The following is a 24048-nucleotide window of genomic DNA, read 5'->3' as shown; positions in this document are numbered from 1 at the left end:
CAGCGCGCCGTCAGGCGTGCTCGCGCAAGTGCTCCGCCTGCGCGGTCAGCCAGGCCGGGCGGACCATCTCCACGTTGCCGCCGGCGCCCTGCGCCGCCCGGTCCAGGGCGTCGGCCGCCGTCCGCGCGGCGGGCACCATCCTGGCGCGGGCCGCTTCGCCGAGTGCCCGCGCCGCCCCCGCCTCGGCGGCTCCGGCGCGGTGGAGGGAGGCGGCCGAGCGCTCGGCCGCCTCGGCGGCCGGCCCGTACCGGCCCAGGGTCCACTGCGCCCAGGCGGTGTTGTAGAGGCAGACGCCCTCGGTCCGCGGATTCTCCATGGCCGAAGCCGCGCGCAGTGCCTCGTCCATGCAGGTCAGGGCCTCCTCGGGGCGGCCCAGGGCGAGCAGGGCCACCCCCTTGGCGTTCAGGGCGTAGTCCGTCGCCTCCTGCACGCCCGCGGCCGCGTACGCGCGTACGGCCCGGTCGCCCGCCGCGATGGTCTCCTCCCAGCGGCCCAGGGTCAGCAGGGCCGTGAAACGGGCGTTCCAGGAACGGGCTTCGGTGAGCAGGTCCCCCGAGGCCGCGGCGAGTTCGCCCAGCCGGTCGGCGCCCGACAGGGCTGCCTCCCCGTCGCCGAGGGTGCTGTGGGCGAGACTGAGACTGAGGACGGCGTGGGCCTCCGCCTCGGCGTCGCCGTTCTCCCGGGCCAGTGCTCCGGCCCGGGCCAGCGGTACCGTCGCGTCTTGCAGACGGCCCAGCTGCCGGTGCGCGTCCCCGAGACCGAACATGGCCTCCTGGAGCGCGCGAGGGTCCTCGATGCGCTCGGCCACCTCCGCGGCCTCGGTGAAGAGTTCGAGGGCGTGCGGCAGCGGTCCGGCGCTCAATCGGGCGTGCCCGAATCCGATGAGGTGGGCGAGACGTGCCCGGTCGTCGTTCACGTGTTCCTCCAGTGTCAGGTGCATCGAGATCGCGGCGAGCGCGGAGCCGTGCCACACCATCCATTGCCCGATGGCGCCGAGGATCAGCGCCGCCTCGTCCATGTCCCCGGCCCGCACCCGGTGGTCGAACGCGCGACGGTGGGCCCGTACGTCGTCCAGCGTGCGCCAGTCCGGGCGGGCCGGGGCGATCCGCGCGTACCACTCGGCCGCCCGCCGCTCCCACGCGGGCCGCCCCAGCGGGCCTTCGGCCGGCAGGGCGCCGTACGCGAGGTCGGCGTCCATCGGGTGCAGGGCGTACGTACGGGTTCCCCGGTCCACCGACAGCATGCGCATCCGCAGCAGGCCGGACAGGGCGGCGGTGACGTCGAGGGCGGGAACGAGGCCGCCGACGATCCACTCGACCGCCTCACGCGGCACGGGGGAGCGCAGCACCGCGAGGACGTTCAGCACGCTGCGACTGTCGGTGCCCAGGCGTTGGTAGCGGTCCTCGGCCAGGCCGGCGACCACGTCACCGCGCAGGGTGAAGTCCTCGAGCACCTCCTCCAGCGTCGGCAGCAGCAGGGTGTCGTCGGCCATGGCGCCCACCAGCAGCTCCAGCGCGCGCGGCACCCCGTGGACGCGGACCGCCGCCCGCAGCAGCTCCTCGTCCGAGAGCCGCGCCACACCGAGGCTGCCGTCCTGGTCGAGTTCGCGCAGCAGCGCGACGGATTCGGCGGGCGGCAGACCGTCGGACAGCTCGACCTCGGCGGCGAACCGGCGCAGCTCGGGCGGCAGTCGCAGCGGCAGCGACGAGGTGACCAGCAGCCTGGGTGTGCCCCGGGCCCGGAAGAGGCAGTCGAAGAAGGTGTCGAGTTCCTCGTCGTCGAGCCGGCCGTCGTCCAGGAGCCGGTCCTCCAGGTTGTCGACGAGGATGACGAAGAGGCGGTCCCCCATCGCGGTGAACAGTTCATCGATCTTGTCCGGCACGGGCCGGTTGGCCGCCCAGACCTCCAGGAGGCGTGCTTCGTGCGCGGGACCCAGGGCGCGGGCGCAGTCGAAGTAGAGGCGTTCGAGGGAGACCCCGGAGGTGCGGGTGCTCAGGTTGACCAGGCCCGCCGGGAGCGGCGCCCGGGCGTGGCCCGGCCACTCGCCGTGTGCCAGCAGCTCCATGACCTTGGCGGCGACCGCGCTCTTGCCGATGCCGCGGCGTCCGGTGACGGTCACCATGCGGATCCCCGGGTCGGCGAGGTGGCGGCCGATCAGGTCCCGGGCCTCGGTGCGGTCCTTGAACAGCTCCAGGCCGTGCGAGACCGGCAGCCCGATGACCTTCGACGGGGCCGCTGGGCCCGGGGCGCCGGGCTCGGCGCCGACGTCCGGCAGCGTGGTGTGATCGGGGATGGCCAGCAGTGCGGCCAGCTCGGCCCGGGCGCCGTCGGCGACCCGCTGCAGGGTGTGGTCGACGCGGACCGCCGTGAGCCGGCCGAGGCCTTCTCCGCGGTGGTGTTCGGCGACGACCCCGACGAGGTACGGCCCGGCCCACACGGCGGCCCCGGACATCCCCGACCAGGGCGATACCGCGGGGTCGGGGTCGGCGGCCGCCGCCGCGACCGTGATCTCCAGGGTCCCGGTGCGCAGGTTGGACAGGGCGGCCACGGTTCCGTCGGCCTGGTGCAGTTCCCGGAACTGCATGCCGTCGGCGCCGCGTCGGCGCTTCCACAGGGGGAAGCCCGCGGCGTGCACGTCTATGACGGCATGGCGGTCGTCGCCGATACGGCCGAACCGCGCGGCCGGGACGGGCCCCGCACCCGGCGGGGCCGTGAAGGTCAGCACCGCGACGTCGGTCCCGGGATCCGACCAGGCGAGCTCCGCCGTCGCGGCCCACTGGCCGGGCCGGTCGGCGTCGAAGCGCACCTGTACCCCCGTCGCCCCAGCGACCACGTGGAGGGCGGTCAGTACCGCCGTGTCGCCGACCTGGTACCCCGAGCCCCGCCGCCCGCCTCCGGCGGCGGTGGTGACGATGACCTCGGCGATGCGGTGCGGGTCGAGTCCGCCGCGCCCGGCGGCCCCCTCAGCGCTCACCGAGCAGCTCGTCCCCGGAGATCAGGGCCATCTGCTCGGGAGCGTCCGCCCGTACGGGCTGGAGCGTGAGGGTCAGCTTCTGGGTGACGGTGGACGAGCGCTTCGCCGAGGCGCCGGCGTCGAAGACCCAGAACCGCACCTTCACACCCGGTTCGGTGGTCCGCTCCACCCCCACGGTCAGTTCCAGCTCCACGCGCTCCGCCTTGAACTTCAGGTCGGATTCCTCGCCGTCGGACATCGCCCGGCTCAGCTCCCGGCGCAGCTGGGCGATCATGTCCGCCAATTCGACAGCATCATTCACAGGAGGCCCCCCCGGACCGGATCAGCGTGTCAACTAGCCACGATGGTAGCCAACATGATCACGCCTCAGTGCAGACCGACGGGCGGGTGCGGTGCCGGCTCGCCGCTCAGGGGTGGGCGAGTTCCATGACCGCGATCCCGGCCAGTACCACGGCGCTGGCCGCGGTCCGCACACGGCCGAGCCGCTCGCGGAAGACCAGGGTGGCGATCAGGGCGGCGATCACGATGCTGGTCTCGCGCAGGGCCGCGACGGTCGCGAGGCTGCCGTGGGCCTGCGCCCACACCACGAGTCCGTACGCCGTGAGGGACAGCACGCCGCCGACGAGCCCGGACCTCCACTGCGGCCTCAGCCGTCCGGCCAGCCCGCGGCCGTACCGGGCCCAGGCGAGCAGCGGCAGCACCGGGCCCTGGCACAGGAACAGCCAGGCGATGTAGCCGCCCACGGAGCCCGCGTGCCGTACGCCGGAGCCGTCGACGATCGTGTAGGAGGCGATCGCCACACCGGTCCCGAGCGCGGCCGCCAGCGCCGGCAACCGGGAGCGGGTCGGCAGGCCGTCCGCGAAAGCCAGCCCGATGAGACCGCAGGAGATGACGGCCACGCCCAGCAGTGCCGCGCCCGTCGACCGCTCGCCGAGCAGGGCCCAGGAGGCCACGGCCACCAGCAGGGGCGCACTGCCCCGGGCGATGGGATACATCTGACCGAAGTCGCCCAGTTGGTAGGCCCGTAGGAGCAGCCCCTGGTAGGCCGCCTGCAGCGCGGTCGAGAGGGCGATGAACGGCCAGGCGGCCGGGTCCGGGGCCGGAACGAAGCACACCATCACCGCGGCGCAGCCGGTGATGGTGAGGCTGATCAGCGTGAAGCCGGCGAGTTTGTCCTCGGTCCGGTGGGCCAGTCCGTTCCACAGTGCGTGCAGCAGCGCCGCGGCGAGCACCGCGACGGACACGGCGCCGCTCCCCGTCGGCAGCGACGGACCTCCGGACATGGCGACGCTCCCGTCTCTGGAACTGATTTCCGCGCTAACATAACACCATGGAAATGAATTCCGAACCGGGCGGGCTCGCGGCCCATGTCCGTGCCCATCTGCCGGAACTGCGCGGAGCCGAGGCCCGCGTCGCGCGGGTCGTGCTCGACCAGGGCGCGGACCTGGTCCACCTGAGCATCAGCGACGTGGCCGTCCTGGCCGGCACCGCGGCCTCCTCCGTGGTGCGCGCCTGCCAGCGCCTCGGCTTCCGCGGCTACCAGGAACTCAAGATCGCCGCGGCCCGCCAGGCTCCGGCCCGGCCTCTGGAACGCGACCCGGACGACTCGGACCCGGCGGCGCGCGCGCTCGCCGACACGGTCCGCTCGGCCCGGGAGGCGCTGGACGGACTGGCCGCCACCCTGCCGGCCGAGCGCGTACGGCAGGCGGCCGACCTGCTGCACACCGCCCCGCGGGTCCTGGTCACCGGTGCGGGGCTGTCCGGCGCGGTCGCCGCGGACGCCGCCTACCGGCTGCGCGCCCTGGGCTGCGCCGTCGACGCTCCGGTCGACCCGATCACCGCCGAGCTGGCCGCCGCGCAGCTCCCGCCCGGCGCCGTCTGCCTGGCCGTCAGCCACACGGGAGCCACCCGCAGTACGGTCGACGCCGCCCGCCGCGCCCGGGCGGCCGGCGCCGAGGTCGTCGTCCTCACCAGTTACGCCCGCTCACCGCTGAGCGACATGAGCACCTGCACCCTGGTGGCCGGCGGCCAGGACCTGGTCTTCGGCCTGGAGACCGTCGCCAGCCGCATGGCCCACCTCGCCGTCGTCGACGCCGTCACCCTCACCCTCCTGGCGCTGCGCGGCCCGGACGCCGAGCGGACGCTGAACCTCGCGGCCGACGTGACGGCGGACTAAGCCTACTGACCCCGGACCGGCGGACGGTCAGGACACCAGGGGAGCCGCGTCCGCTTCCGTCAGCCGTACCGTGCACAGTCCGCCGCGCTCGCTCTTCACGTCCGTCACCTTGAGCTGGGTGCCCGGCGCGAGGATGTACTCCTCCTCCCCGGTGAAGGCGGAGAAGCTCCGGATGCCGACCGCCTTGGCGGGCGTCACCTCGAAGAGCGTCCGCTTGCCGCGGCTGCCCAGGAAGGACCGGGCCACGTTCAGCTGGGAGGTGCACGAGGACACGCCCCACCAGGTCACCGTCCGCCCCACCGGGTACTGCGCCCGCAGGTCCAGCGACACACCGCGCCACAGCGGCTGCGTGTGGGCGGGCAGCCCCGAGACCGCCGAGAACAGCAGCCGCAGGTACGGCAGGTAGGGCGTGACCCTGGTGCGGTCCGGGGAGCGCAGGACGGCGTTGATCTCCCGGTAGAACGCGGACTCGCAGGTGTAGAGGTGGAGCGCGGCGATCGCTTCGGCGGACAGGCTCCCGGAGATCTCGTCCGCCCGCCGCTTGCCGAAGTCCCGTGACCGGGTGATGGTTCCGGCGAGCCCCGACAGCGTCTCGGCGACCGGCGCGAGGGCGTCCTGGAAGTCCATCAGCGGGGTGTCGAACACACCGGTGATCGCGGGGAGGACGAGGCCCTCGTCCTTGACGCCGGTGAGGCGTTCCAGATACAGCTGGTGCAGGTTCATGGTCGACTCGATGAAGGCGCCCATCCGGGCCGCGACACCCCCGTCCGCACTGCCGGCGCCGTCCGCACCGGCCGCCCCCGCGTTCCACCCCTTGCTCGGCAGCCAGTCGATCCCGTCGGCGCCCAGCGAGGCCAAGGCCTCGTTCACCATGGCGAAGTGATCGCCCTCGCAGAAGATGTCGCCCTGCGCCGCCGGGTTAGCGTGGTCGATGTGCCGGACCTCGACGTCCGGGTACTTCTCCTGGAGCCGCAGCACCACCTTCTTGAGGCTGCGGGCGTGCGCCCCCCACCAGGCGAACACGACCCCGCGGTCCTCCTCGCCGGCGTCCTGCTTCGCCTTGAGGATCTCCTCGACGATCCGTTCGGCGACGGGCCGCCAGAACGCCGTGTGCCGGTCGGCCCCCATCGCCCCGTCGGCGCTGGCGGTGAGCGAGGCGTTCAGCAGCAGTACACCCTGCGTCAGCATCGCCTGGAACCACTCCGGCGGCTGGACCGTCTCCCGCTCCTTCAGCAGCGCGCGAACGTCGGCGATCGGAGTCTTCTTGGCTATTCCGTACTTCCACATGGCCGCCGCCTTGATGATGCAGCGGATGCTGACGACCCTGCCGAACTGACTGTCCTTCCAGTCGTTGAAGGTGTTGTCGAACATGGCGATGCCGGTCGCGCTCTCGGGGCGCGGGTACGGGTTCTGGCCGAAGGCGACGACCTTCCACTTGTGCGGCGGGTTGGGCTTGAGCGCCTGGAAGGTCAGCTCACGGACCGGGACGACCTCGGGGCTGCGCCCCTTCCCGATGAACCGGGCGGCGTCCGGCTGCGCCTCGATGACGGGCTTCAGGAGCGGAAGCCAGGGCTCACCGCCGCCGTCGAACAGCTCGGTGAGACCCAGGGCGTCGTTCGCATCGGTCACGGGGGAGGGCCCTTCGGCGGCAGGGGCGCCGGCCGAGACCGGGGCGGGAACGGGAACAGGGGCGCAAGCGGGGGCGGCGGCAGGGGTGACGGCATTCGGAGGCACGATGCGCACCCGCTCCTCGACCGGACGCTTCTCGATGCCGTCGAGCTGCGTGACGACCGTGGCGCGCAGCTCGTCGTCGTCCTCGAACCAGTGGTCGTGGAAGAGCGTGTAGCCGGTCCACATCAGGTTGGCGCACACCCTGGCCGGCACCCGGCCGGTCTGTGCTCCCATCCCGACCAGCGCCACGGAGCGGATACTGCCCGGCGCCTTCCGGTTCTGCCGGTGGACGGCCTGGAACGCGGCGGCGCACGCCAGGGCCACGTTCAGCGTGGCACTCACGTTCTGCGAGGACCGCACCATGGTCGGCGTCGATATCAGGAAGCGGGGAACGGCCGCCCCCGACGCGACGCATACCGCGCTGCCCACCGGCATGACCCCGGCGAACCGGTCGCGGATCGCCCGCTGCACCCGCAGCTGGATGCCGGATCCGAGGTGCCGCTTGATGACGGCGTCGACCCCACCGTCCATCCGGCCGCGGGAGTTCGTCGGCGTGACCCAGGCATCGACGTCCTCGTCGAGGATCGAGCCCCGGCGGATCTCGATGCCGGGGGTGTCCGCGAACGCGGCCCGCCACGCCTCCACCACGTGCTCGTTGACGTCTGTCAGCACCACCCTGAGCACGGGCGGAGCACTGCTCTCGGTCATCGTCCACTCCTGTCGGAAAACAGCTCGTTCAACACCTCGAACGTAGCCGCCACCACTGACAGTTCGGGGTGCCCGACCGCCCCCCTGCCGCGCCGCGCGGGGTCTACCTGAACAGGCGGTCACCGGAAGTGGCCATGCGATGGGTGCCGCTGTGGCGGCCCACCCAGTCGCGGACGAGGCCGACGGCGTTGGCGCACTGCCAGCCGTCGTCGTACTCGCGCACTCCGGTGAAGGCCCCGTAGCCCGCGATGATCCCGTCCACACGGCCCTCGCCGAGCAGCTTGTCGACGTACCAGGGATCGTTGTACGTGGTCGTCCAGGACAGCGTGGCCGCGAGCTGCCGGGCGTCACGGTCCCCGGCGCCCTTCTTCAGCTCCGCGCACGTGTAATGAGTGGATTCGGCGCAGTTGCCGAACCCCTTGGTGATGTCGCTGTCGCCGTAGTCCATCACCCGTCGACCGGCCGGGAATCCGGAACCGGACCGGTCGAAGGCACCCCGGACCTGATCGCGGGTTCCGGTCGTCGTGATTCCCTCCAGACTGCCGAGCCTGCCCTCCAGGCTCTTCCAGCCCCGGCCGCCGACATCCGGGGTGTTGCCGCCGTGGTACTCGTAGAACCCGTAGAGCACCTGGATTCCGGCAGCCGTCAGCCGCTGCGCCTTGTCGCGCAGTCCGGCGACGCTGCATCCGCGGTTCTCCTGCTCCCCGCAGTAGTTCGGGTCCTTGATGTCCAGCCATACCAGCGACAGTCGGCGTCCCGCGCCGGCGTGGGAGAGAATGCGGTCGATCATGCTGTCGAAGGCGGGTCCCAGCCGGTTGTCGCCGGCTGAGGAACAGTCGTGATAGGCGCGCCATTCGTTCGGGTTCCACCAGGCGCACACGTCTATCTCGATGCCGTTGGCGCCGTGCTTGAGCGCGGCGTCCACGCCGCCCAGGGTGTCGACGCGGTGCGCGATGGCGTAGATCGGGTGACGCTGATCGGCCGCTGCCGCCGGGGTCGTGGCGAGCGCGGTGCTGCCGATGATTGCGCACAGGGCCACGACCAGGGATAAGAGCATCCGTGGGCCGGCGGTACGCCTGAGGTGAGTGGTCAAGAAAGCACTCCGTCATGTCGGTGTCCGAAAGGGGCGATCGATCTCGCCCACCACATGCTGACACGCGATAAATGCATGATGAATGGAACTTGCTCGGGCATGGCCCGTGAATGGCGAGAAACCGCCGATCTCGACGGGTCAGGCCCGGCCGGACGGCGGTTTCAGCCAGGCGCCGATGGTCGGCAGTGCATCGGGGCCGTCGTCCCGTTCCACCGAGCCGACGAGGTCGGCGATGGTGACCGCCTTGAGCGAAGCCCGCCAGACGGCCTCGGCGGCGGCCATCACGCCGGCGATCCCGCACGGCTTCGTGCACGCCTCGGGCGGGGCTCCGAACGGGCCGCGCCGCCGGATCTCGGTGCAGACGAACGCCGGGTCCGCTCCGTCGACGGCCAGTACCACGTCCAGGACGGTGATCTCGGAAGCGGTCCTGGTCAGCGCGTATCCGCCCGTCTTCCCCTGGACGGAGGTCACGAGACCCGCCCGGGACAGGGCCTGCATCTGCTTGGCCAGGTAGCTCGGCGAGACGTCGTGCAGCAGCGCCAGCCGGGCGGCGGGCACCGGCTGACTCGCCGCGGTCAGCACCACGCAGCAGTGCAGCGCCCACTCCACGCCCCCGGACAGTTTCATGCGCCCTCCATTTGACTCGGACACAGCTTATCCGAGTAACATCTCGGACAAGAGTTGTCCGAGTTCGAGGCGGTAGAGGCCGCACTCGGTCCCACGCAAGGAAGGGCACGGTCATGAAGATCACGGTCATCGGCGGCACCGGACTCATCGGTTCCCAGCTCGTCTCCACGCTCCGCGCGGCCGGACATGAGGTGGTCGCCGCATCCCTGTCGAGCGGCGTCGACCTGCTCACCGGCGCGGGGCTGGACCAGGCGCTCGCCGGCGCGGACACCGTCGTCAACGTGACGAACTCGCCCACCTTCGACGAGGCGTCCCCGGACTTCTTCCGCACCACGATGGGCAACCTGCTGGCCGCGGGGGAGCGGGCGGGCGTCGGCCACCAGGTGATCCTGTCGATCGTCGGCGTCGACCGGGTGCCACAGCTGGACTACTACCGCGCGAAGACGCTCCAGGAGGACGTCCTCAAGCAGGGGCCCACCCCGTACTCGATCGTCCGCGCCACCCAGTTCTTCGAGTTCATGGACGCCGTGCTGGCCTGGACCGCCGACGACCACACCGTCCGGCTGCCCTCCACCCCCGTCCGGCCGATGGCCGCGGCCGATGTCGTCGCCGCCCTCGCCGAGGTCACCACCGGCGCACCGCTCAACGGCACGGTCGACGTCGCGGGCCCCGAGGTCTTCGCCCTCGACGAACTCGGCCGTCTCACGCTGTCGGCCCGGCAGGACCCCCGTACGGTCGTCACCGATGAGCAGGCGGGCATGTTCGCGGCCGTCGAGGGCGACGTCCTGACCGGCGGCCCCGATGCTCGCCCGGCCACCACCTCCTACGAGGAATGGCTCGGCGCGACGCGCTGAACGCGGACCCGACCGAAGCGGGCAGGCCATCGCCGCGTCAGAGCCCCGTGTCGGTGGTCCACAGAGCCGTCCGGCACGTGCCGTCGACCATGTCCTCAACGGCGTCCGGGACCTCGTATCGTGTGCCCGGCGCGGCGCGGCGCGGCGTACGACGGGAGGGCATCCGGCATGACGCACGACAGTGGGATGAAAGCGGCGGGACGCGCGAAAGGCGGGGAACGGGCGGACACCGCCTCGGTGTTGCGGTTCGCGACGGAGCTGTGCGCGTGGGTGGCCGCGCCGTGGGCGTTGGCGCCCTGGTCGGTGGGGGCCGCGGTGGCGGCCGTGGCGCTGCTGATCGGGCTGCCGACGGTGTTCTCCACCCCCGGTGACAAGGCGCATGTGATCGTGGCGGTGCCGGGGGCGGTCACCGTGGGCTTGGTCCTCCTCCAGCTCGCCGTGGCCGTGGCGGCGTCCTGGGCGGCGTGGCCCGCGTGGGCGGCTTCGGCGGTGACCGTGCTCGCCACCGCCTGCCTGTGGACGGAGCGGGGCCGTTGGCGCGGGCTGCTGGGCGGGGCAGCCCGTACGGGGGAGGCCTGACGGACGACCTCCGCCATCAGGATCGGCACGTGCCGGGTCCCCGGCTCCTGGTCTACCCGCGCCCCCACCGGACCGGCGGAACCGGCGGCGGGGGTGGTGCCGGCGGCCGGGGCGGTGCCGTCGGCGGGACCGGCGGATGGTGCGGCAGCAGGTCGATCGGCTCGCGCAGGCGCAGCGCGGCCGGGATGTCGAGCCGCCCTTCGCGCGAGGCGACCACGACGTCCCGTACCGCGAGCCTGGCTTCCACCCCGCACTGCCCGCTGCGGGCGGCGACGAGCCGGCCGTCGCGGACGACTCCGACCAGCCCGCTGATCCGGAAGAGGACGGTGAGGTTCACGGGGACGGTGGCGGCCGGGGCGCCGTCCACGAGGAGGTCCACGGACGGGTGGTGCGTGGAGCGGATGGTGTGGGTGGCCAAGGCGATGACCTCCTCGGTGCCGGGCGACCGGCGCGTGCGCAGCGCCGCCTCCTGCAGGGCCTTGTACTTGGACCAGCCCGAAGCCACGAGGGAGACGAGATCGAGGTCGAGGAAGCCGTTGACGACGGTGGCCAGCTCGCGCCCCACGGCCCGGTCGGCCGCGGAGGTCAGGCCGTGCCCGCCCGGGAGGAGGCCCGTTACCGCGCCGCAGGCCTGCAGGGACTCGGCGAGCGCTTCGGGGGCCTGCCTCTCGGGGCCGAGCAGCAGGTCCCGGACGGTGAGGGGCTCGACGACGGGAGCGGTGGTCATGAGTCCTCCTCCTTCAGTGTCTGGTCACCCGGGTCCGGGTGCGGTTCCAGCCGTACCGAGCGGGTGGGCGGGCCGGTCTCCGAGGGTTCGGCCACGTCCGTCGCCGCCGGGGCGGGCCGCAGCCGGGAGCTGACGTGGTCGTGGACCCAGCGGGGCCCGTGGTGGCGGTGGCTGAGGAAGGCGTATCCCGCGAGGGCCAGCAGAGCCGCTCCGAGCAGGCCCGAACCGACGACCAGGCCGACGGGGACCGTGTCCGGGGTGGGTTCGGGGTCCGGGGTCGGGGTGGGCGGAGTCGGGGTCGGAGGCGTCGGGGTGGGCGTGACCGGAGTTTCGCCGGTCACCGAGAACGCCGCCTCGGCGGCCACACCGGGGTCATCCGTGCACTCGGCCCGTACGGTGTACGAGGCCTCGGCGGCATCGGGCGCCACTTCGAACTCGGCGTCGAAGGTGCCGTCCTCGTCGGGAGCCACCGTGTCCCACTGTTCGCCGTTCCAGGACAGGGCCACCTCCGGGCAGTTGAATCCCGAACCGGATACGGCCGCGGACCCGCCGCCGAACGGAAGCGAAGCGGGATCGAGCTTCACCTCCGGTTGCGACACGGGCGCGGTGGTCACCGTGAACCGCTGCTCGGCGGAGACCTGCTCGTACCCGGCGCAGGTCGCCGTGACCGTGTGATCCGTGGCGTCCGCGTCGGACGGTACGGCGAACTCGGCCGCGAACGCGCCGCCGTCCACCGGTACCTCCGCCGGCGTGGCATCCGGCAGCGGGCTACCGTCCCACGTCAGCGTGACCGCACCGGCTTCGCCGTCGTTCCCGGTACAGCCCTCGAACCCCGAGCCGGTCACGGCGACCGAGCTCCCGACGGGGCCCTCGACCGGGTCCAAGGCCAGGGCCGTCGGCCCGGTATCCGCCGTCACCTGGAATTCGGCGGTCGCCCTGATCTTCGAGTTGACCGTGCAGAGCGCGGTGACCACCTTGTAGCTGTCCGGAATCGCATCGGCCGGAACCGTGACGTCCGTCTCGAACTCGCCGTCGGCACCGGCCCTCACGACGCTCGGGTTGTCGTCGTCCTCCCAGGTGACGTGGATCTCGGCGGGCTCGGCAGGGTTCGGATCGGGCGCGATCCCGGCCGTCGTGCAGTTGTCGAAGCCGTAGCCGTGCACCCCCACCCTGCTCGACGGCGGGCCCTGGGACGGATCGAGCGTGATGGACCACGCTGCCGCGGCCTGGACCGGCGGGGTGGCAGCAGGAGCAGCAACGGGCGCGCCCCAGGCGAACACCGCGCTCACCAGCGCGGCCGTCAACGAGCGACGGGCCCGGAAGGCAAAGGGAACCATGACCCTCCGTGAGCCGCTCCCCATTCTCCTCCGGGTCCCGCCGCCCCGCCTCCGCCGCCCGGGGTGCCCCCGCCGCGCCTCAGCCGACGCGGCCTTCGCGGCCCCTGACCTCTTGCGGGTCGCGAATCATGACGGGAATGGTGCCTTCTTCGGCGAGCTCGGCGCCGCGGTCGATGATCGACCGGTTCGAGGTGTGGAAGCAGAAGCCCTGCTTGCCCCATGCGAAGACGCCCGGCGAGTGGACGTGGACCTGATAGGGGACAGGAACGAGGCCGCGGCGCAGGAGATCGCTGTTCAGGGCCTCCTGGCCCTCGTTGGCCGTGAACTGACCCGTGCGGACCCAGCCGATCGCCTGGTCGGCGGGGCCGGGCGCCGTCGCCGCCAGGCTCAGTGCGTCCATCTGGTCCCGGATGGACGGGAAGTGGCGAAGCGTCACCGGCTCGGCCAGGGCCGCGTCGAGGCGGGTGCGGAGCTTGTCGAAATGATCGTTTCCGAAGAGGAACACGATCGACCGGCCCTTCTGCCCGGGAGGCAGCCGGTTCAGGTGGTCGACGAGCTGCGCGATCACCGTGTCGTCCCGCTCGGAGTCGCCGGGGGAGAGGCCCGGGGTGTTCTCCACCACCATGTTGGGCGCCGCCGGTACAGGGCTGATGTCCCGTTCGACGACGAGGGTGACCTTCGGGTGCGAGGACAGCTGCCGGATGATCTCGTCGCGCCGGCCGCTGTCGTACCGCGTGTTGTGGTGGGTCTCCGACACGAAGACCACGAGCCGCTCGCCGGCGGGTGCGCCGTGCAGAGCGAGCGCGCTCACGTCCTTGATGTCCACCTCGATGATCCAGTTGGTGGGGTGGTCGATCGTCTGCTGGATGGGCATGCCCCTGCGCTCCTGTTCCTCGGATCCGGTGCGCTGTCCGTGACGCACAGGAGCCGAGTGGTGCCGCCCCCGCACGCAGCCATCACTCTCCTGCGGCCCGGACCGTCCGACAAGTCCGGGCGCGGGGGCGGTGGTTGTGCACGGGGGCGCACGGGCATACCACGATCGGTCGGTGCACTTCGCGAGCAGCTCCTCGTGGGCGCGGGCGCACTCACGGAAGGGGCTGCTCGGGCCTGCCGGGGACGGCGTAGTGCGCACGCAGATGGTCGAGGTAGTCGTCCGGGTGCGGGTGGGCCCGGTCCTGGGCGCCGTGGCGGTGCAGCGTCAGACGGCCGTCCGGGTGCATCGCCACGGTGGTCGTCGCCCGCCGGGGCGAGCCCACCGCCGGGTCGTCGAGGGCGTGTGGTGACCGCAGTACGGCGACGGTGGCGGGGAACATGGCCAGCGCTTCGGCGGTACCGGCGGCGGGCGGACAGCCGGTGCGGTTGGCGCTGCTGACGTACAGCACCCGGTGCTCGTCCAGGAGGGGCCGCAGCGGCTGCCAGCGGGCGCCGAAGAGCAGCACCCGGCCGTCCTTGCAGGCGGGAGCGAGCCAGGCGGGCCGAGGGGTACCGGCCCGGAGCGGCAGCAGCAGGGTGAGGTGCTCTTCGGCCAGCAGCCGGCCTGCCAGAACCGTACGGGCGGCGTCGAGTGCGACGACCTCGGCGACGGCGCGCAGGGTTTCCGCGTGGTGGGCCCACAGCGCCACCGGCTGACCCGATGGCCTTTCCTTGGCCTCGTTCACGGTCCGCGGCGCGGTGGCGGCGACGACGTGGGTGAGGGGCGCGGGGTTCGGCAGGACCACGGCCGCACCCCGGCGCAAGGCCTGCCGGGCGCGATCCAGGTCTACGGCGTCCCGCGGTGCGGCGGCGCCGGTGCTCATCGTGCGCCGCCGGCGGCCTGATGGGTGAGGCCGTCGAGGTAGCCCGCGAAGGCCGTGTCGTCGACCACTGCCCGGCCGGTGCGGTAGGCGCGGCTCTTGACCCAGACCACGGCCGCCCGGGTCTGGTCGCGGTCCAGGCAGTGCCCGAGGCGGGTGGCCACCGCGGTGACGACCCGGGCACTGGCCAGATGCGTGAGGACCACACGGGGCGTGATGCCCAGCACCTCCTCGGGATCGTAGGGCTGGAAGAGCCGCGGGTGGACGAAGGGCGTGCCGGTGGAGATGGCGGCCACCCCGGTTCCGACGATGGGCGTGGTGACGCTCAGCGGGACTCCGGTCTCGTCGGCCACCATCCGTGCGATGGCCGGCAGCCGGGTCAGATCGGGTGCGGTCCACCACGGTGCGGCGGCCGCTCCCAGCACATCGGCCGTGCGCCGGGCGAGCAGGAACAGCAGTTGTTCGGTGGCGACCATGCCGGCCCGCTCGGCGATGCCCAGCCATGAGGAGGACACCACCCGAACTCCCGCGGCCAGCGCCTGCAGGGTGTTGGCCAGCCCGAGCCCGAGGTCATTGTGCAGGTGGGAGGCCAGCACGACCTCGCTCCCGGCTTCCGCACGCACCCGGCCGAACATCTCCCCGCAGTCGAGCGGCAGTTGCGCGCCGACCGTGTCCGCGAGGACGACCAGCCCCGCCCCGGCGCCGGTCATGGCCTGTGCGTAGTGCGCCATCAGGGCGTGGTCGGCGCGGGAGGCGTCCGCCAGGCACACGTCCACCGCGACCCCCTCGTCCAGATCGCGGGCCCGTTTCACGAGGTCGACCCCGGCCGCGAGCGCCTCCGGAGCGGTGCGGTGGACCATCACCCGCGCCATCGCCTCCGAGGCCGGCACCACCACCATGACCCGCGCGTGACGGCTGCCCCGTACGGACGCGATCGCCTGCTCCAGATCCCGGTGGGCGCCGCGGCAGACCGCCGCGACGCTCACCGCCCCTTCGGCCTCCAGCGCGACCCGGCGTACGGCTTCGAACTCTTCCCCGCACACGGCGGGGAAGCCGGCGGCGAACACCACGTGCCGGGGGCCGTCCGAGCCGAAGACGCGGCCCATCTCGCGAGCGAGCTCCACCCGGAAGCCAGGCGTCATCAACGTCTTCGCCTGCGCACCGTCCCGGGCCGACTCCTCCCACACCACCACCCGCCCCGCGGCAGCGGACTCCCGCACCACATCCACGAACACCACGCTCCTGTGCACCCGGACACCGGCCCGCGGGCCGGCGGCCCCCACGTCGGCCGTACGCCGTCGACAAGGGAACGATCCGCCGCCACGATGCGCACGCTCGAACAGTTGAGGCGCCCGTCTCCACACCTGTGCCCGAAGATCACCGAACCGTGATCCGGAGCAACGCGCACCAACTCCCGCCACTCCTTGCCCACATGAGGCGAAAATTGGCAGCAATCGCGTCGGCAGCGGCCCTGGTGGCCCTCGGCGCGCCGGGGACGGCCTGGGGGACCCCGAGCGGCAGCGGTCTCGCACACGGCTACCAGAACGGTGACGTACGGATCAGCACGAGCCGGAGCCCCGACGGCGGCTTCCTGCTCGTGGATCCGGGGCGTGGCGGTCTCCAGGTGCGCAACCGCGCCAACGATTACTTCCAGGGCCGGGACGCCGGCCGGCCGTCGTCGGACGCCGACGATGTCTGGGGCGACGGGACCAAGGGCGACCGGCAGACCGCCGACGTCGACGCCTATGTCGCGGCAACGCGGACCCGGGACTACTTCCTGGAGCACCACGGCAGGCGCGGCATCAACGACGACGGGGCGGGGCCCCGGGTGTTCACGGACGTGGGCCCGGCCGACGGCGGGTTCCTCGCCCGGTACGACCCGGAGTGCGGCTGCATGCTCCTGGGCCCGGCGGCCGGCGGCAACGCCGCGCGGAACGCCACCGACGTCGTGGCGCACGACGCCGGGGGTGGGGGAGGGCGAGGAACCCAACCACCAAGTCGGCGGGATCAGCAACAAGTTCTTCTGCCAACTGGCCGTGGGAAGCGGGAAGTCCGTCTGGGGCGACAGCCCGACCTGTGGCGGAGAGCCCGAGGTCAAAGGCATCGGCAACGACAGGGCCGGGAAGATCTGTTATCGGGCGCTGACCCGCTACCTGGTGCCCAACTCCACCTTCTCCGGCGCCCGCGCCGCGACCTTGCGAGCCGCGTCCGAGCTCTACGGTGCCGGCGGCACCGAGGCCAAGGCCGTGGCCGCCGCGTGGCTCACGGTCGGGGTCGACGGCAGCGACCCCGTGCCCCCGGCGCCGCCGACCCCTTCCCTGAAGTGGATCAACTTCCAGCGGAGCACCGTCGGCGCGGAGGTCATGCTGCGGCTGCGGGCGCCCGACCCGCAGCGGCAGCGCGTCACCTTCACCGCCACCGGCCTGCCCCCGGGTCTCTCCGTGGACCCGGCCACCGGTGTGGTCACCGGCAGGCCGACCGGGCAGGGGACGTTCGAGGTCACGTTCACCGGCACCGACTGCGACGGCAACGCCGCGTCCCGTCAGATCAGTTGGGACGCCGGGCCTCAGTAGGGGGCGCGGCGGGGTCCGTGGCCAGGCAGGCGGCGGCCGGCGGCCGCAGTTCCTCCGGAACCGCCGTCACATCGGCTCTGCCGTCCTGCACCCGGTGCCGGAGGGCTTCGCCCCGCGCGTCGCCCAACGGCAGCCCGCCGGCAGCGTGGACGAGCAGTGCACCGAAGGCGAACACGGCACAGCCCGGGGGGAGTTCGCCGGTCTCGAACAGCTCCGGGGCGGTGAATCCTTCCGTGTAAGCGCGCCGCCGCGAGCTGCGCAGGGTGCGGCGAGCCGGCGGGCGGCGTCGCCCCAGGGCTTCGCCGTCAGCTCTCGTTCCGCGCCCGGTCCGGGTCCGGGGCGCCCGCGCCCGCGGCCGTCGCCTCGTGTTCGGCGGCGGAGGCCGCGCGCAGTGCGGCACGCGCGACCGCGACCGCGGCGGTGGCCTGCCCGAGCCGCTCCACCGCCGCGTCGAGGGCGGCCTCCGCGGCCAGGCGGTCCTCGCGGAGCCGGACCACCCCGTCCACGCCCGCGGCGGAGTTGGTCTGCGCACGGGCGGCGTAGCCCTCGATCAACCGGTTCGCGACCGCGAGCTCGCGCGGCGCCTCGTCGGTGCCGGAAGGGCTCGGCCGATGTGCGTTCACCGCCCGGTAGGCCTCACGCCACAGCACGGCGGCATGCATGCGCTCCCCCTGCCGGACGACCGCCTCCACCGCCGGGTCCTGGCAGGCTGCGACGAGGCCGAGAACCGTCTCCATGTTCGGCAGGCGCTCGCCGCCGAGGGCGTGATGCAGCGTGGACTTCGGCACACCGGCCCGCTCCGCGATCGCCGCCAGAGGCGGGCCGTCGGCTGCCAGGCACACATCCCGGAGCAGCTCGGCCAGGCGGGCGAGCTCCGGGGGTGCGTCATCGGGGATCGGTTTCATCGGCCGTCCGGCCATCCCTCGTACCTCCTGTGGCTTCGGCGTCGACGATGGTCTCGGGGTCGTCTCTGCCTTGGAACCATAGTGCGCGCGTGTCCTGTGCCAGGCCGGGGGATGCGCGGGCCGGCTGCCTGCGGTGGCCCCATGAACGCACTTACGGCACGGCCCACCGCCCTGTACGGCATCCGGTATTCGCGGCCGGCCGAGGCGGGCGCGTTCGCCGCGCTCCTGGCCCGCGCCTTCGCCGACGACGCGGTCATGGCCTGGATGTTCCCCGACACAGCCGGCCGGGCCCGCGGGCCGGCCCGCTTCTTCGAGCTGACCCGACGTCAGCAGCGCCCGCGCGCAGGCGCCGTACGCGTGGCCGCGACCGGCGGGGGGCAGCTGCCGGCGGCCGCGCTGTGGTCGGGTCCCGGGCACTGGCAGCCCTCCGCGGCACGGGAGCCGGCGACGATGCCGCGATACGCGTACGTGTTCGGCCGCAGGAGATCCGGCTGCCCGACGGAGGGCCGACCCTCTGGCCCATGTGGCGCGACGCCGGGCGGCGGCCACGGCGCCCGGCACGGCGGCCACCGCGTAGCCGTGCTCCGCCGCAGGGGCCGTCGGGGCAAAGCGGGTATTGCGCGCCGTACCCGTACACCGACAAGGTCCTCGGCGTGCAGAACTCACGGCGCCTCGGGCGGTCCCTTCTGCCGGGCCGATTCCGCCAGCCGTGCGGCGAATCGGGTGACGAGCCCGCGAAGTTCTTCCGGGCGCTCGATGGCGAACGGGCGGTCGAGCGAAGCGAGTGCGGCGGGCAGCCAATCGAGCCGGTCCACACGCATTTCGACGCGTGACCAGCGCTCGTTCTCCGGATCCGGACCGCCCTCGGACACCGACTCCTCCACGATCGCGACGCCGGCGGGAAGCCGGGCCCGGACGTGCTCGGCCGTCCCCTGGACCCGTACGGTCACCTCGTGGCGGTACGGAGCCGAGGCCATCGCCGACAGGACGCGTTCCGCCGGGTCGAACCCGGCGGGCGGGTCGAACGTGCCGGGCAGGGTCCTCGCGTCGGCAATGCGGTCCAGCCGGAACGTACGGTCCTCGCCGATCGCGGGATCGACGCCCGTCACGTACCACCTGCCCGAGTGGGCGACGAGCCCGTACGGGTGCAGCGCGCGTTCGCTGCGCCGTCCGTCGGCGGCGGTGTACCGGATCGAAACCGGCCGGTGGTGGCGCACCGCGTCGGCGACCGAGAGCAGGACCGCGCTCTCCGGGGGCGCCGGCGCACTGGGCGGGGCGGTGAAGGCGAGGGAGCCGAGCACGGCGTCGAGCCGGTGGCCGAGCCGCTGCGGCAGGACCCGGCGGATCTTGGCGGCCGCCGTCTCGCTCGCAGAGCCCGTGGCGGTCATCAGGCCGGCCCGCCGGCCGGCGATCAGGCCGAGCAGCACGGCGAGCGCTTCGTCGTCGCTCAGCATGAGCGGAGGCATGCGGTAGCCGGAGGCGAGCCGGTAGCCGCCGTGGCGGCCGCGTACCGACTCGACGGGTACGTCGAGGTCGAGGAGGTGATCGGCGTACCGCCGCACCGTGCGCTCGTCGACTTCGAGCCGGGCGGCGAGTTCGGCGACGGTCCGAAGGCCGCCCGATTGCAGGAGCTCCAGCAGCATGAGCACGCGTGCGATGGGTCTGGACATGTCCAGAAGTCTCACGCACATACCGGGCGGATCCTGTCCGGTATCCGCTTTAGCGTGAGGTCACCACCACGACACGTCTGGAGATTTCCCCATGGACTTCGTCTCGATCCGCATCATCACGGGCGACGTCGCCCGCCTCGTCGGCTTCTACGAGCGCGCCACCGGAATCGGGGCGACCTGGTCCACCGAAGACTTCGCCGAACTCAGGACCGCCTCGGCCACCCTCGCCATCGCCGGAACCCGCACCGTGCCCCTCTTCGCCCCCGGCGCCGCCCGGCCGGCCGACAACCACAGCGTCATCGTCGAGTTCCTCGTCGACGACGTGGACCACGTACACCGGAACCTGGCCGGCTCCACGGAAGACTTCGTCCAGGCGCCCACGACGATGCCCTGGGGCAACCGCTCACTGCTCCTGCGGGACCCCGACGGCAACCTCGTCAACTTCTTCACCCCCGTCACCCCGGCCGCCATCGCCAAGTTCGCCCGCTGACGGGTGGTCACACCAGTACTCCGGCGAAGAACATGGAACCCAGAAGGCAGTACTGGATCGAGCAGAGCGCCAACAGCGGCACGTGAACCCATCGGGACATGTACTTCATGAGTACGAGCCCGACGAACATCTGGGCATGGTTGCGGTACCACGACATTTCCGCGCCGGCGAAGAACGGCACGAGGAAGATTGCCGCCGTCAGGATCGATGCGGCCCACTCCTCGGCGCCGAGCCGGTGGTTCCGGAAGAGCCGAACGATCGCCGTCGCCACCACCAGCAGCAGAAAGACCGCATTCAGCCAGAGCTGGCTCCTGTGCGCGCCGAGGCTGTGCTCCACCAGCCACGGCAGGGACCCCTGGGGCCGGTACCAATCGCTGAAGGGAAAATCGTAGGCGTTCCTCATCTCGTCGAACGGCTGCCGTACGCCGCTCTGCCGGTAACTGGACTCCTGGATGGTCTCGTACGCGTCCCACCGGCCCGTCGCCTGCCACATCAGCCACTTGGCCCACAGGAGTCCGCACCCGGCGATGGCCGCGGACGCCCCGGCCTTCGCGAGCCGCATGGGCCATCCGTCCCGCTGCCATGCGAAGAACGCGCTCAACAGCAGCATCCCGACCGCGACGGCGCCGACCAGATGGCAGGCGGCCGCCATGAAACCACCGGCAGCGGCAATGACCCAGGAACCGCGCTTCACGCCGGCGACGCAGACGAGCAATGCCAGCGTTCCGGCGGCGATCGGGAACATCGCGTGGAAGTAGATACCGCCGGGAAAGACCACGCCGATGGCGAGGGTGAGGCCGGTGGCCCAGGTGAGCCGGGCGCCGAGTAAGTACCACAGCACCGCGAAACTGCCGAACAGGCACGCCTCGGTGACCACGACCGCGGAGATCTCGTAGGAGAGTCCGCTGGCGGAAACCGCCCGGACCGACATCGGGTATCCGGGAAACCAGGCGACATTTCCGCACACGACATCGGGGAAGTCCGGGTAGCGATCCCGGCACCGAAACATCTCGTAGCCGGTCTTGGCGATGGACAGATAGTGTTCGGAATCCCAGCGGCGCCGGCCGGCGGTGGACCAGAACACCACCTTGGATCCGTCGCCCGCAACGGAGGCCTTCGCGACCAGCCAGGTGATGAGGTCGGCCACCAGTCAGGCGACGACCGGAGGCAGCAGACCATGCAGCCATGCGCGGCGCGATGGCCGGATCCTCACGGAAAGTGGGAGACCGGTCATCCCCCGCTCCGCGCTCGCGCCCCGCATCCGCGCACCGCGTCGCCGAGTCGGCCGAGCAGCCCGTCGGGCCGGCCGAACCCCCTGGTCAGGAGGGGCTGAGAGAGGCTCTCCACGCCGCCATGGAACCACGGGCCGAGCCCGCCCACCTTCTCGCGCGCCGATCTCCACCCCGGTCTCCACCCGTGGGTCCAGGTGCCTGATGTCTGCTCACAGCAGGCTTGAGGGCATGAACACGACCACATGGATCACCGACATCGCCCTCATCCTGATCGTCTTCCGGCAGCTGCGCGAAGGCCCGCTGACCCCGAGGTCCTACCTGCTCCCGCTCGGGATCGTGACGTTCGTGGGCTTCGGCTACCTCGACACCGTCCCCACGGGCGGCAACGACCTCGTCCTGATCGGTGCCCTCATGGCCGTCGGCGCGGGGCTCGGCATCGCCGGCGGCGTCTTCACCTGGATGCGGCGCGCGGACGGGCAGCTCCTGATCAAGGCCGGTGCGGTCTCGGCGGCACTGTGGGTGATCGGCATGGGCGCCCGGCTGGGCTTCCAGGTCTGGGTCGACCACGGAGGCGCCGCCGACGTCGCGCGGTTCAGCGTGGACCACCGGATCACCGGCGCGCAGGCGTGGGTGGCGGCACTGGTGCTGATGGCCCTGACCGAGGTGGTCACCCGGCTGGCCACGATCTTCGTCCGAAGCCGGCTGCTGACGCGTACGCAGCGGTCCGCGGCGGCCGTGCGGACCGCCGTCGCCGCCGGTCGCAGGGCCTGAGCGTGGGCTATGGTCGCGGCATGCCAGCAGGAGAGGCGGACCGGCCCGTCGGCGCGGCCCGATGGCCTTCGCCCGATCGAGGCGGACGCGGCGCCCGCTCCCAGTGGGTGCTGGTCGCGGCGGTCGTCATCGTGGGGATCCTGACGATCCGGCCGATGGGCCTCGGCGGCCGGGGCCTGGCCGTCCTCGTACTCTTCGTGATCAATTGTGCGGTGCTGGCGGTGCGGCTCGTGCCCGGGTCCGCCGTTCCCGACCGGCTCGTCGTCGCCTGGCTCGCCTTCGGCGTACTGGCGGCTGCGGCACTGATCGGCGCCGCCCGCGCGGGGACGTTCTACCTCTTCGCCTTCTTCCTCGTGGCCTTCGCCGGGTCCCGCCTGGACACGAGACCGGCCCTCGTCCTCGCCGCCTCCTGCAGCCTCCTGTGCGGTGGCGTGCTGTACCTCCAGGCCGAGCCGGGCCAGTACGCGACGACCGTCGTCGGCCTCGCGACCGGCGCCGCCGTGCTGGCCGGCATGGCCGGGCGGAGCCGGGCGCAGGCCGCGCGGGCGGCGATCGCGGCGGCCGAGTCCGCCGAGAAGGCCGCGAGGGCCGAAGCCCGCACGGCGGTACTGGGGGAGCGCACCCGGATCGCCCGGGACGTCCACGACGTACTCGCCCACTCGCTCGCCGGGATCAACATGCAGCTGGAACTGGTCGACGCGCTGATCGACACCGGAGACCTGGCCGGGATCCGGGAGGCCAACGGCAGGGCGCACAGCCTGGTCAGGGAGAGCCTCCGGCAGGCGCAGTGGACCGTGCACGCGCTGCGCGAAGACCATCTGCCGCTGCGCGAGAGCCTGACCGCGATGCTCGAATCGTCGGGCCACCACGACGCACTCACCGTGGTCGGAGACGTCCGCGAGCTGCCGCCGCAGCCGACGCAGTGCCTGCTGCGGATCGCCCAGGAGGCGCTGACCAATGCCACCCGGCACGCCCCCGGCGGCGAGGTCGCCATCAAGCTGACCTTCGCCGAAGAGGCGACCGTACTGAGCGTCCGCAACCGGCCCGCGACGTTGCCGGTGACCGCGGCCACCGGAAGCGGAATGGGACTGATCGGGATGCGTGAACGCATTGCCCTGCTCGGCGGCACGGTCACCACCGGGCCCGTCACCACGGGGCCGGACTCGGGAGGCTGGCAGGTGGAAGCGGTGATCCCGCGATGAGCGAACCCACGGGCGCCACCCGGCCCGTCAGGGTGATCGTCGCCGACGACCAGGCCGCGGTACGGGAACCGCTCGCCACCGTCCTCTCGTTGTTCCATGACATCGACGTCGTCGCCACCGCGACGGGCGGGTACGAGGTCCTGGCGGCCGTCGCTGCGGGGCCGGTGGACGTCGTACTCATGGACCTGCGGATGCCCGGCATGGACGGAACGGAGGCGACCCGGCGCCTGAGCGCGGAACACCCCGGTGTGGCGGTGGTCGTCCTGACCACCTTCGCCGACGACGAATCGATCCTGGGCGCACTGGGCGCGGGAGCTCGCGGCTACCTGACGAAGAACGCGGGCCGCGAGGACATCGCCCGGGCGATCCGGGCCGCGGCCGCCGGACAGTCGGTGCTCGACCGCGAGGTCCAGGCCCGCCTCCTGGCCGCCGTCCACACGCACCGGCCCGAGCCGGTGCCCCTGCCGCAGGACCTGACGCTGCGCGAACGGGAAGTCCTCACCCTCATCGGCCAGGGCCTTCCCAACAGGGCCATCGCCGAACGGCTCTTCATCAGCGAGGCCACCGTCAAGACCCACATCAACAACCTGTTCGCCAAGGCGGACATCCGCAACCGGGCCGACGCCGTGCGCCTCGCCATCGGAGCCGGCCTGGCCTGAGCGCCGT

At 72.5% G+C, this 24048-nt stretch carries 22 protein-coding genes and 1 pseudogene; 9 read left to right on the top strand and 14 right to left on the bottom strand.

Annotated features, from left to right (window positions below; all coding sequences use genetic code 11):
- Positions 1–10: 10 nt before the first annotated feature.
- From ACFXGI_RS17015 to ACFXGI_RS17005, 3 genes are all read right to left on the bottom strand, one after another.
- Positions 11–2974: a tetratricopeptide repeat protein gene (locus ACFXGI_RS17015; protein ID WP_384706743.1), complete on the bottom strand. Its 2964-nt coding sequence runs from the start codon at positions 2972–2974 to the stop codon at positions 11–13.
- On the bottom strand, positions 2964–3257 hold the full coding sequence (locus ACFXGI_RS17010) for a trypco2 family protein (RefSeq protein ID WP_384706741.1): 294 nt from the start codon (positions 3255–3257) through the stop codon (positions 2964–2966). Before ACFXGI_RS17010 ends, ACFXGI_RS17015 begins: the two co-directional genes overlap by 11 nt.
- A 124-nt stretch (positions 3258–3381) precedes the next feature.
- On the bottom strand, positions 3382–4257 hold the full coding sequence (locus ACFXGI_RS17005; protein WP_384706739.1) for an EamA family transporter: 876 nt from the start codon (positions 4255–4257) through the stop codon (positions 3382–3384).
- 47 nt (positions 4258–4304) lie between these two features.
- Between ACFXGI_RS17005 and ACFXGI_RS17000 the strand changes: the two genes are divergently transcribed.
- The gene (locus ACFXGI_RS17000) at positions 4305–5150 is read left to right on the top strand and encodes a MurR/RpiR family transcriptional regulator (protein ID WP_384706737.1); all 846 of its coding nucleotides are present in this window, start codon (positions 4305–4307) and stop codon (positions 5148–5150) included.
- Between the two features lie 27 nt (positions 5151–5177).
- Here ACFXGI_RS17000 and ACFXGI_RS16995 read toward each other — a convergent pair whose 3' ends face one another.
- The 3 genes from ACFXGI_RS16995 to ACFXGI_RS16985 form a co-directional block, all read right to left on the bottom strand.
- Positions 5178–7529 (bottom strand): ADP-ribosyltransferase domain-containing protein, encoded by a 2352-nt coding sequence (locus tag ACFXGI_RS16995; RefSeq protein WP_384706735.1) that lies wholly within the window; start codon positions 7527–7529, stop codon positions 5178–5180.
- 103 nt (positions 7530–7632) lie between these two features.
- A complete protein-coding gene (locus tag ACFXGI_RS16990; protein ID WP_384706733.1) occupies positions 7633–8586 on the bottom strand; it encodes a phospholipase in 954 nt (317 codons plus the stop codon).
- A gap of 174 nt (positions 8587–8760) precedes the next feature.
- Positions 8761–9249 carry an RrF2 family transcriptional regulator gene (locus ACFXGI_RS16985; RefSeq protein WP_384706731.1) on the bottom strand — a complete coding sequence of 163 codons (489 nt, stop codon included), beginning with the start codon at positions 9247–9249 and terminating at the stop codon, positions 8761–8763.
- A 113-nt stretch (positions 9250–9362) separates the two neighbouring features.
- Here ACFXGI_RS16985 and ACFXGI_RS16980 point away from each other — a divergent pair, with 113 nt between their 5' ends.
- Positions 9363–10103, top strand: coding sequence for an SDR family oxidoreductase (locus ACFXGI_RS16980; protein WP_384706729.1), 741 nt, complete (start codon positions 9363–9365; stop codon positions 10101–10103).
- 168 nt (positions 10104–10271) lie between these two features.
- Positions 10272–10682 carry a hypothetical protein gene (locus ACFXGI_RS16975; protein ID WP_384706727.1) on the top strand — a complete coding sequence of 137 codons (411 nt, stop codon included), beginning with the start codon at positions 10272–10274 and terminating at the stop codon, positions 10680–10682.
- Positions 10683–10734: 52 nt separating this feature from the next.
- Here ACFXGI_RS16975 and ACFXGI_RS16970 read toward each other — a convergent pair whose 3' ends face one another.
- From ACFXGI_RS16970 to ACFXGI_RS16950, 5 genes are all read right to left on the bottom strand, one after another.
- A complete protein-coding gene (locus ACFXGI_RS16970) occupies positions 10735–11409 on the bottom strand; it encodes a hypothetical protein (RefSeq protein ID WP_384706725.1) in 675 nt (224 codons plus the stop codon).
- Positions 11406–12746 carry a hypothetical protein gene (locus tag ACFXGI_RS16965; protein ID WP_384706723.1) on the bottom strand — a complete coding sequence of 447 codons (1341 nt, stop codon included), beginning with the start codon at positions 12744–12746 and terminating at the stop codon, positions 11406–11408. Before ACFXGI_RS16965 ends, ACFXGI_RS16970 begins: the two co-directional genes overlap by 4 nt.
- A gap of 79 nt (positions 12747–12825) precedes the next feature.
- Positions 12826–13620 carry a hypothetical protein gene (locus ACFXGI_RS16960; protein ID WP_384706721.1) on the bottom strand — a complete coding sequence of 265 codons (795 nt, stop codon included), beginning with the start codon at positions 13618–13620 and terminating at the stop codon, positions 12826–12828.
- A gap of 211 nt (positions 13621–13831) precedes the next feature.
- Entirely contained in the window at positions 13832–14542 is a 711-nt protein-coding gene (locus ACFXGI_RS16955) for a Sua5/YciO/YrdC/YwlC family protein (protein ID WP_384706719.1), read from the bottom strand.
- Positions 14539–15774, bottom strand: coding sequence for a 2-isopropylmalate synthase (locus ACFXGI_RS16950; protein ID WP_384706717.1), 1236 nt, complete (start codon positions 15772–15774; stop codon positions 14539–14541). The genes ACFXGI_RS16955 and ACFXGI_RS16950 overlap by 4 nt, the downstream gene beginning before the upstream one ends.
- 197 nt (positions 15775–15971) lie before the next feature.
- On the opposite strand from ACFXGI_RS16950, the pseudogene ACFXGI_RS16945 reads away from it, so the two are divergent.
- Both ACFXGI_RS16945 and ACFXGI_RS16940 read left to right on the top strand, forming a co-directional pair.
- Positions 15972–16487, top strand: a pseudogene (locus ACFXGI_RS16945) (hypothetical protein); the annotation flags it as partial.
- A gap of 19 nt (positions 16488–16506) precedes the next feature.
- The gene (locus tag ACFXGI_RS16940) at positions 16507–17112 is read left to right on the top strand and encodes a M4 family metallopeptidase (RefSeq protein ID WP_384706715.1); all 606 of its coding nucleotides are present in this window, start codon (positions 16507–16509) and stop codon (positions 17110–17112) included.
- Between the two features lie 305 nt (positions 17113–17417).
- On the opposite strand, the gene ACFXGI_RS16935 is transcribed toward ACFXGI_RS16940, so the two are convergent.
- On the bottom strand, positions 17418–18017 hold the full coding sequence (locus tag ACFXGI_RS16935; protein ID WP_384706713.1) for a hypothetical protein: 600 nt from the start codon (positions 18015–18017) through the stop codon (positions 17418–17420).
- Between the two features lie 662 nt (positions 18018–18679).
- Positions 18680–19687: a helix-turn-helix transcriptional regulator gene (locus tag ACFXGI_RS16930; protein ID WP_384706711.1), complete on the bottom strand. Its 1008-nt coding sequence runs from the start codon at positions 19685–19687 to the stop codon at positions 18680–18682.
- Positions 19688–19778: 91 nt separating this feature from the next.
- Between ACFXGI_RS16930 and ACFXGI_RS16925 the strand changes: the two genes are divergently transcribed.
- A complete protein-coding gene (locus tag ACFXGI_RS16925; protein ID WP_384706709.1) occupies positions 19779–20177 on the top strand; it encodes a VOC family protein in 399 nt (132 codons plus the stop codon).
- A gap of 7 nt (positions 20178–20184) precedes the next feature.
- Here ACFXGI_RS16925 and ACFXGI_RS16920 read toward each other — a convergent pair whose 3' ends face one another.
- On the bottom strand, positions 20185–21324 hold the full coding sequence (locus ACFXGI_RS16920; RefSeq protein WP_384706707.1) for a hypothetical protein: 1140 nt from the start codon (positions 21322–21324) through the stop codon (positions 20185–20187).
- 313 nt (positions 21325–21637) lie between these two features.
- Between ACFXGI_RS16920 and ACFXGI_RS16915 the strand changes: the two genes are divergently transcribed.
- The 3 genes from ACFXGI_RS16915 to ACFXGI_RS16905 are packed head-to-tail and all read left to right on the top strand — an operon-like array spanning position 21638 to position 24041.
- A complete protein-coding gene (locus tag ACFXGI_RS16915) occupies positions 21638–22180 on the top strand; it encodes a hypothetical protein (protein WP_384706705.1) in 543 nt (180 codons plus the stop codon).
- 20 nt (positions 22181–22200) lie between these two features.
- Positions 22201–23382 (top strand): sensor histidine kinase, encoded by a 1182-nt coding sequence (locus tag ACFXGI_RS16910; protein ID WP_384706703.1) that lies wholly within the window; start codon positions 22201–22203, stop codon positions 23380–23382.
- Positions 23379–24041, top strand: a complete 663-nt coding sequence (locus ACFXGI_RS16905; RefSeq protein WP_384706701.1) for a response regulator — start codon at positions 23379–23381, stop codon at positions 24039–24041. The genes ACFXGI_RS16910 and ACFXGI_RS16905 overlap by 4 nt, the downstream gene beginning before the upstream one ends.
- The last annotated feature ends 7 nt before the right edge of the window (positions 24042–24048 follow it).

Source organism: Streptomyces sp. NPDC059355 (assembly GCF_042752335.1).
Taxonomy (GTDB): Bacteria; Actinomycetota; Actinomycetes; order Streptomycetales; family Streptomycetaceae; genus Streptomyces.
This window is presented reverse-complemented; position numbering and strand designations above follow the sequence as displayed.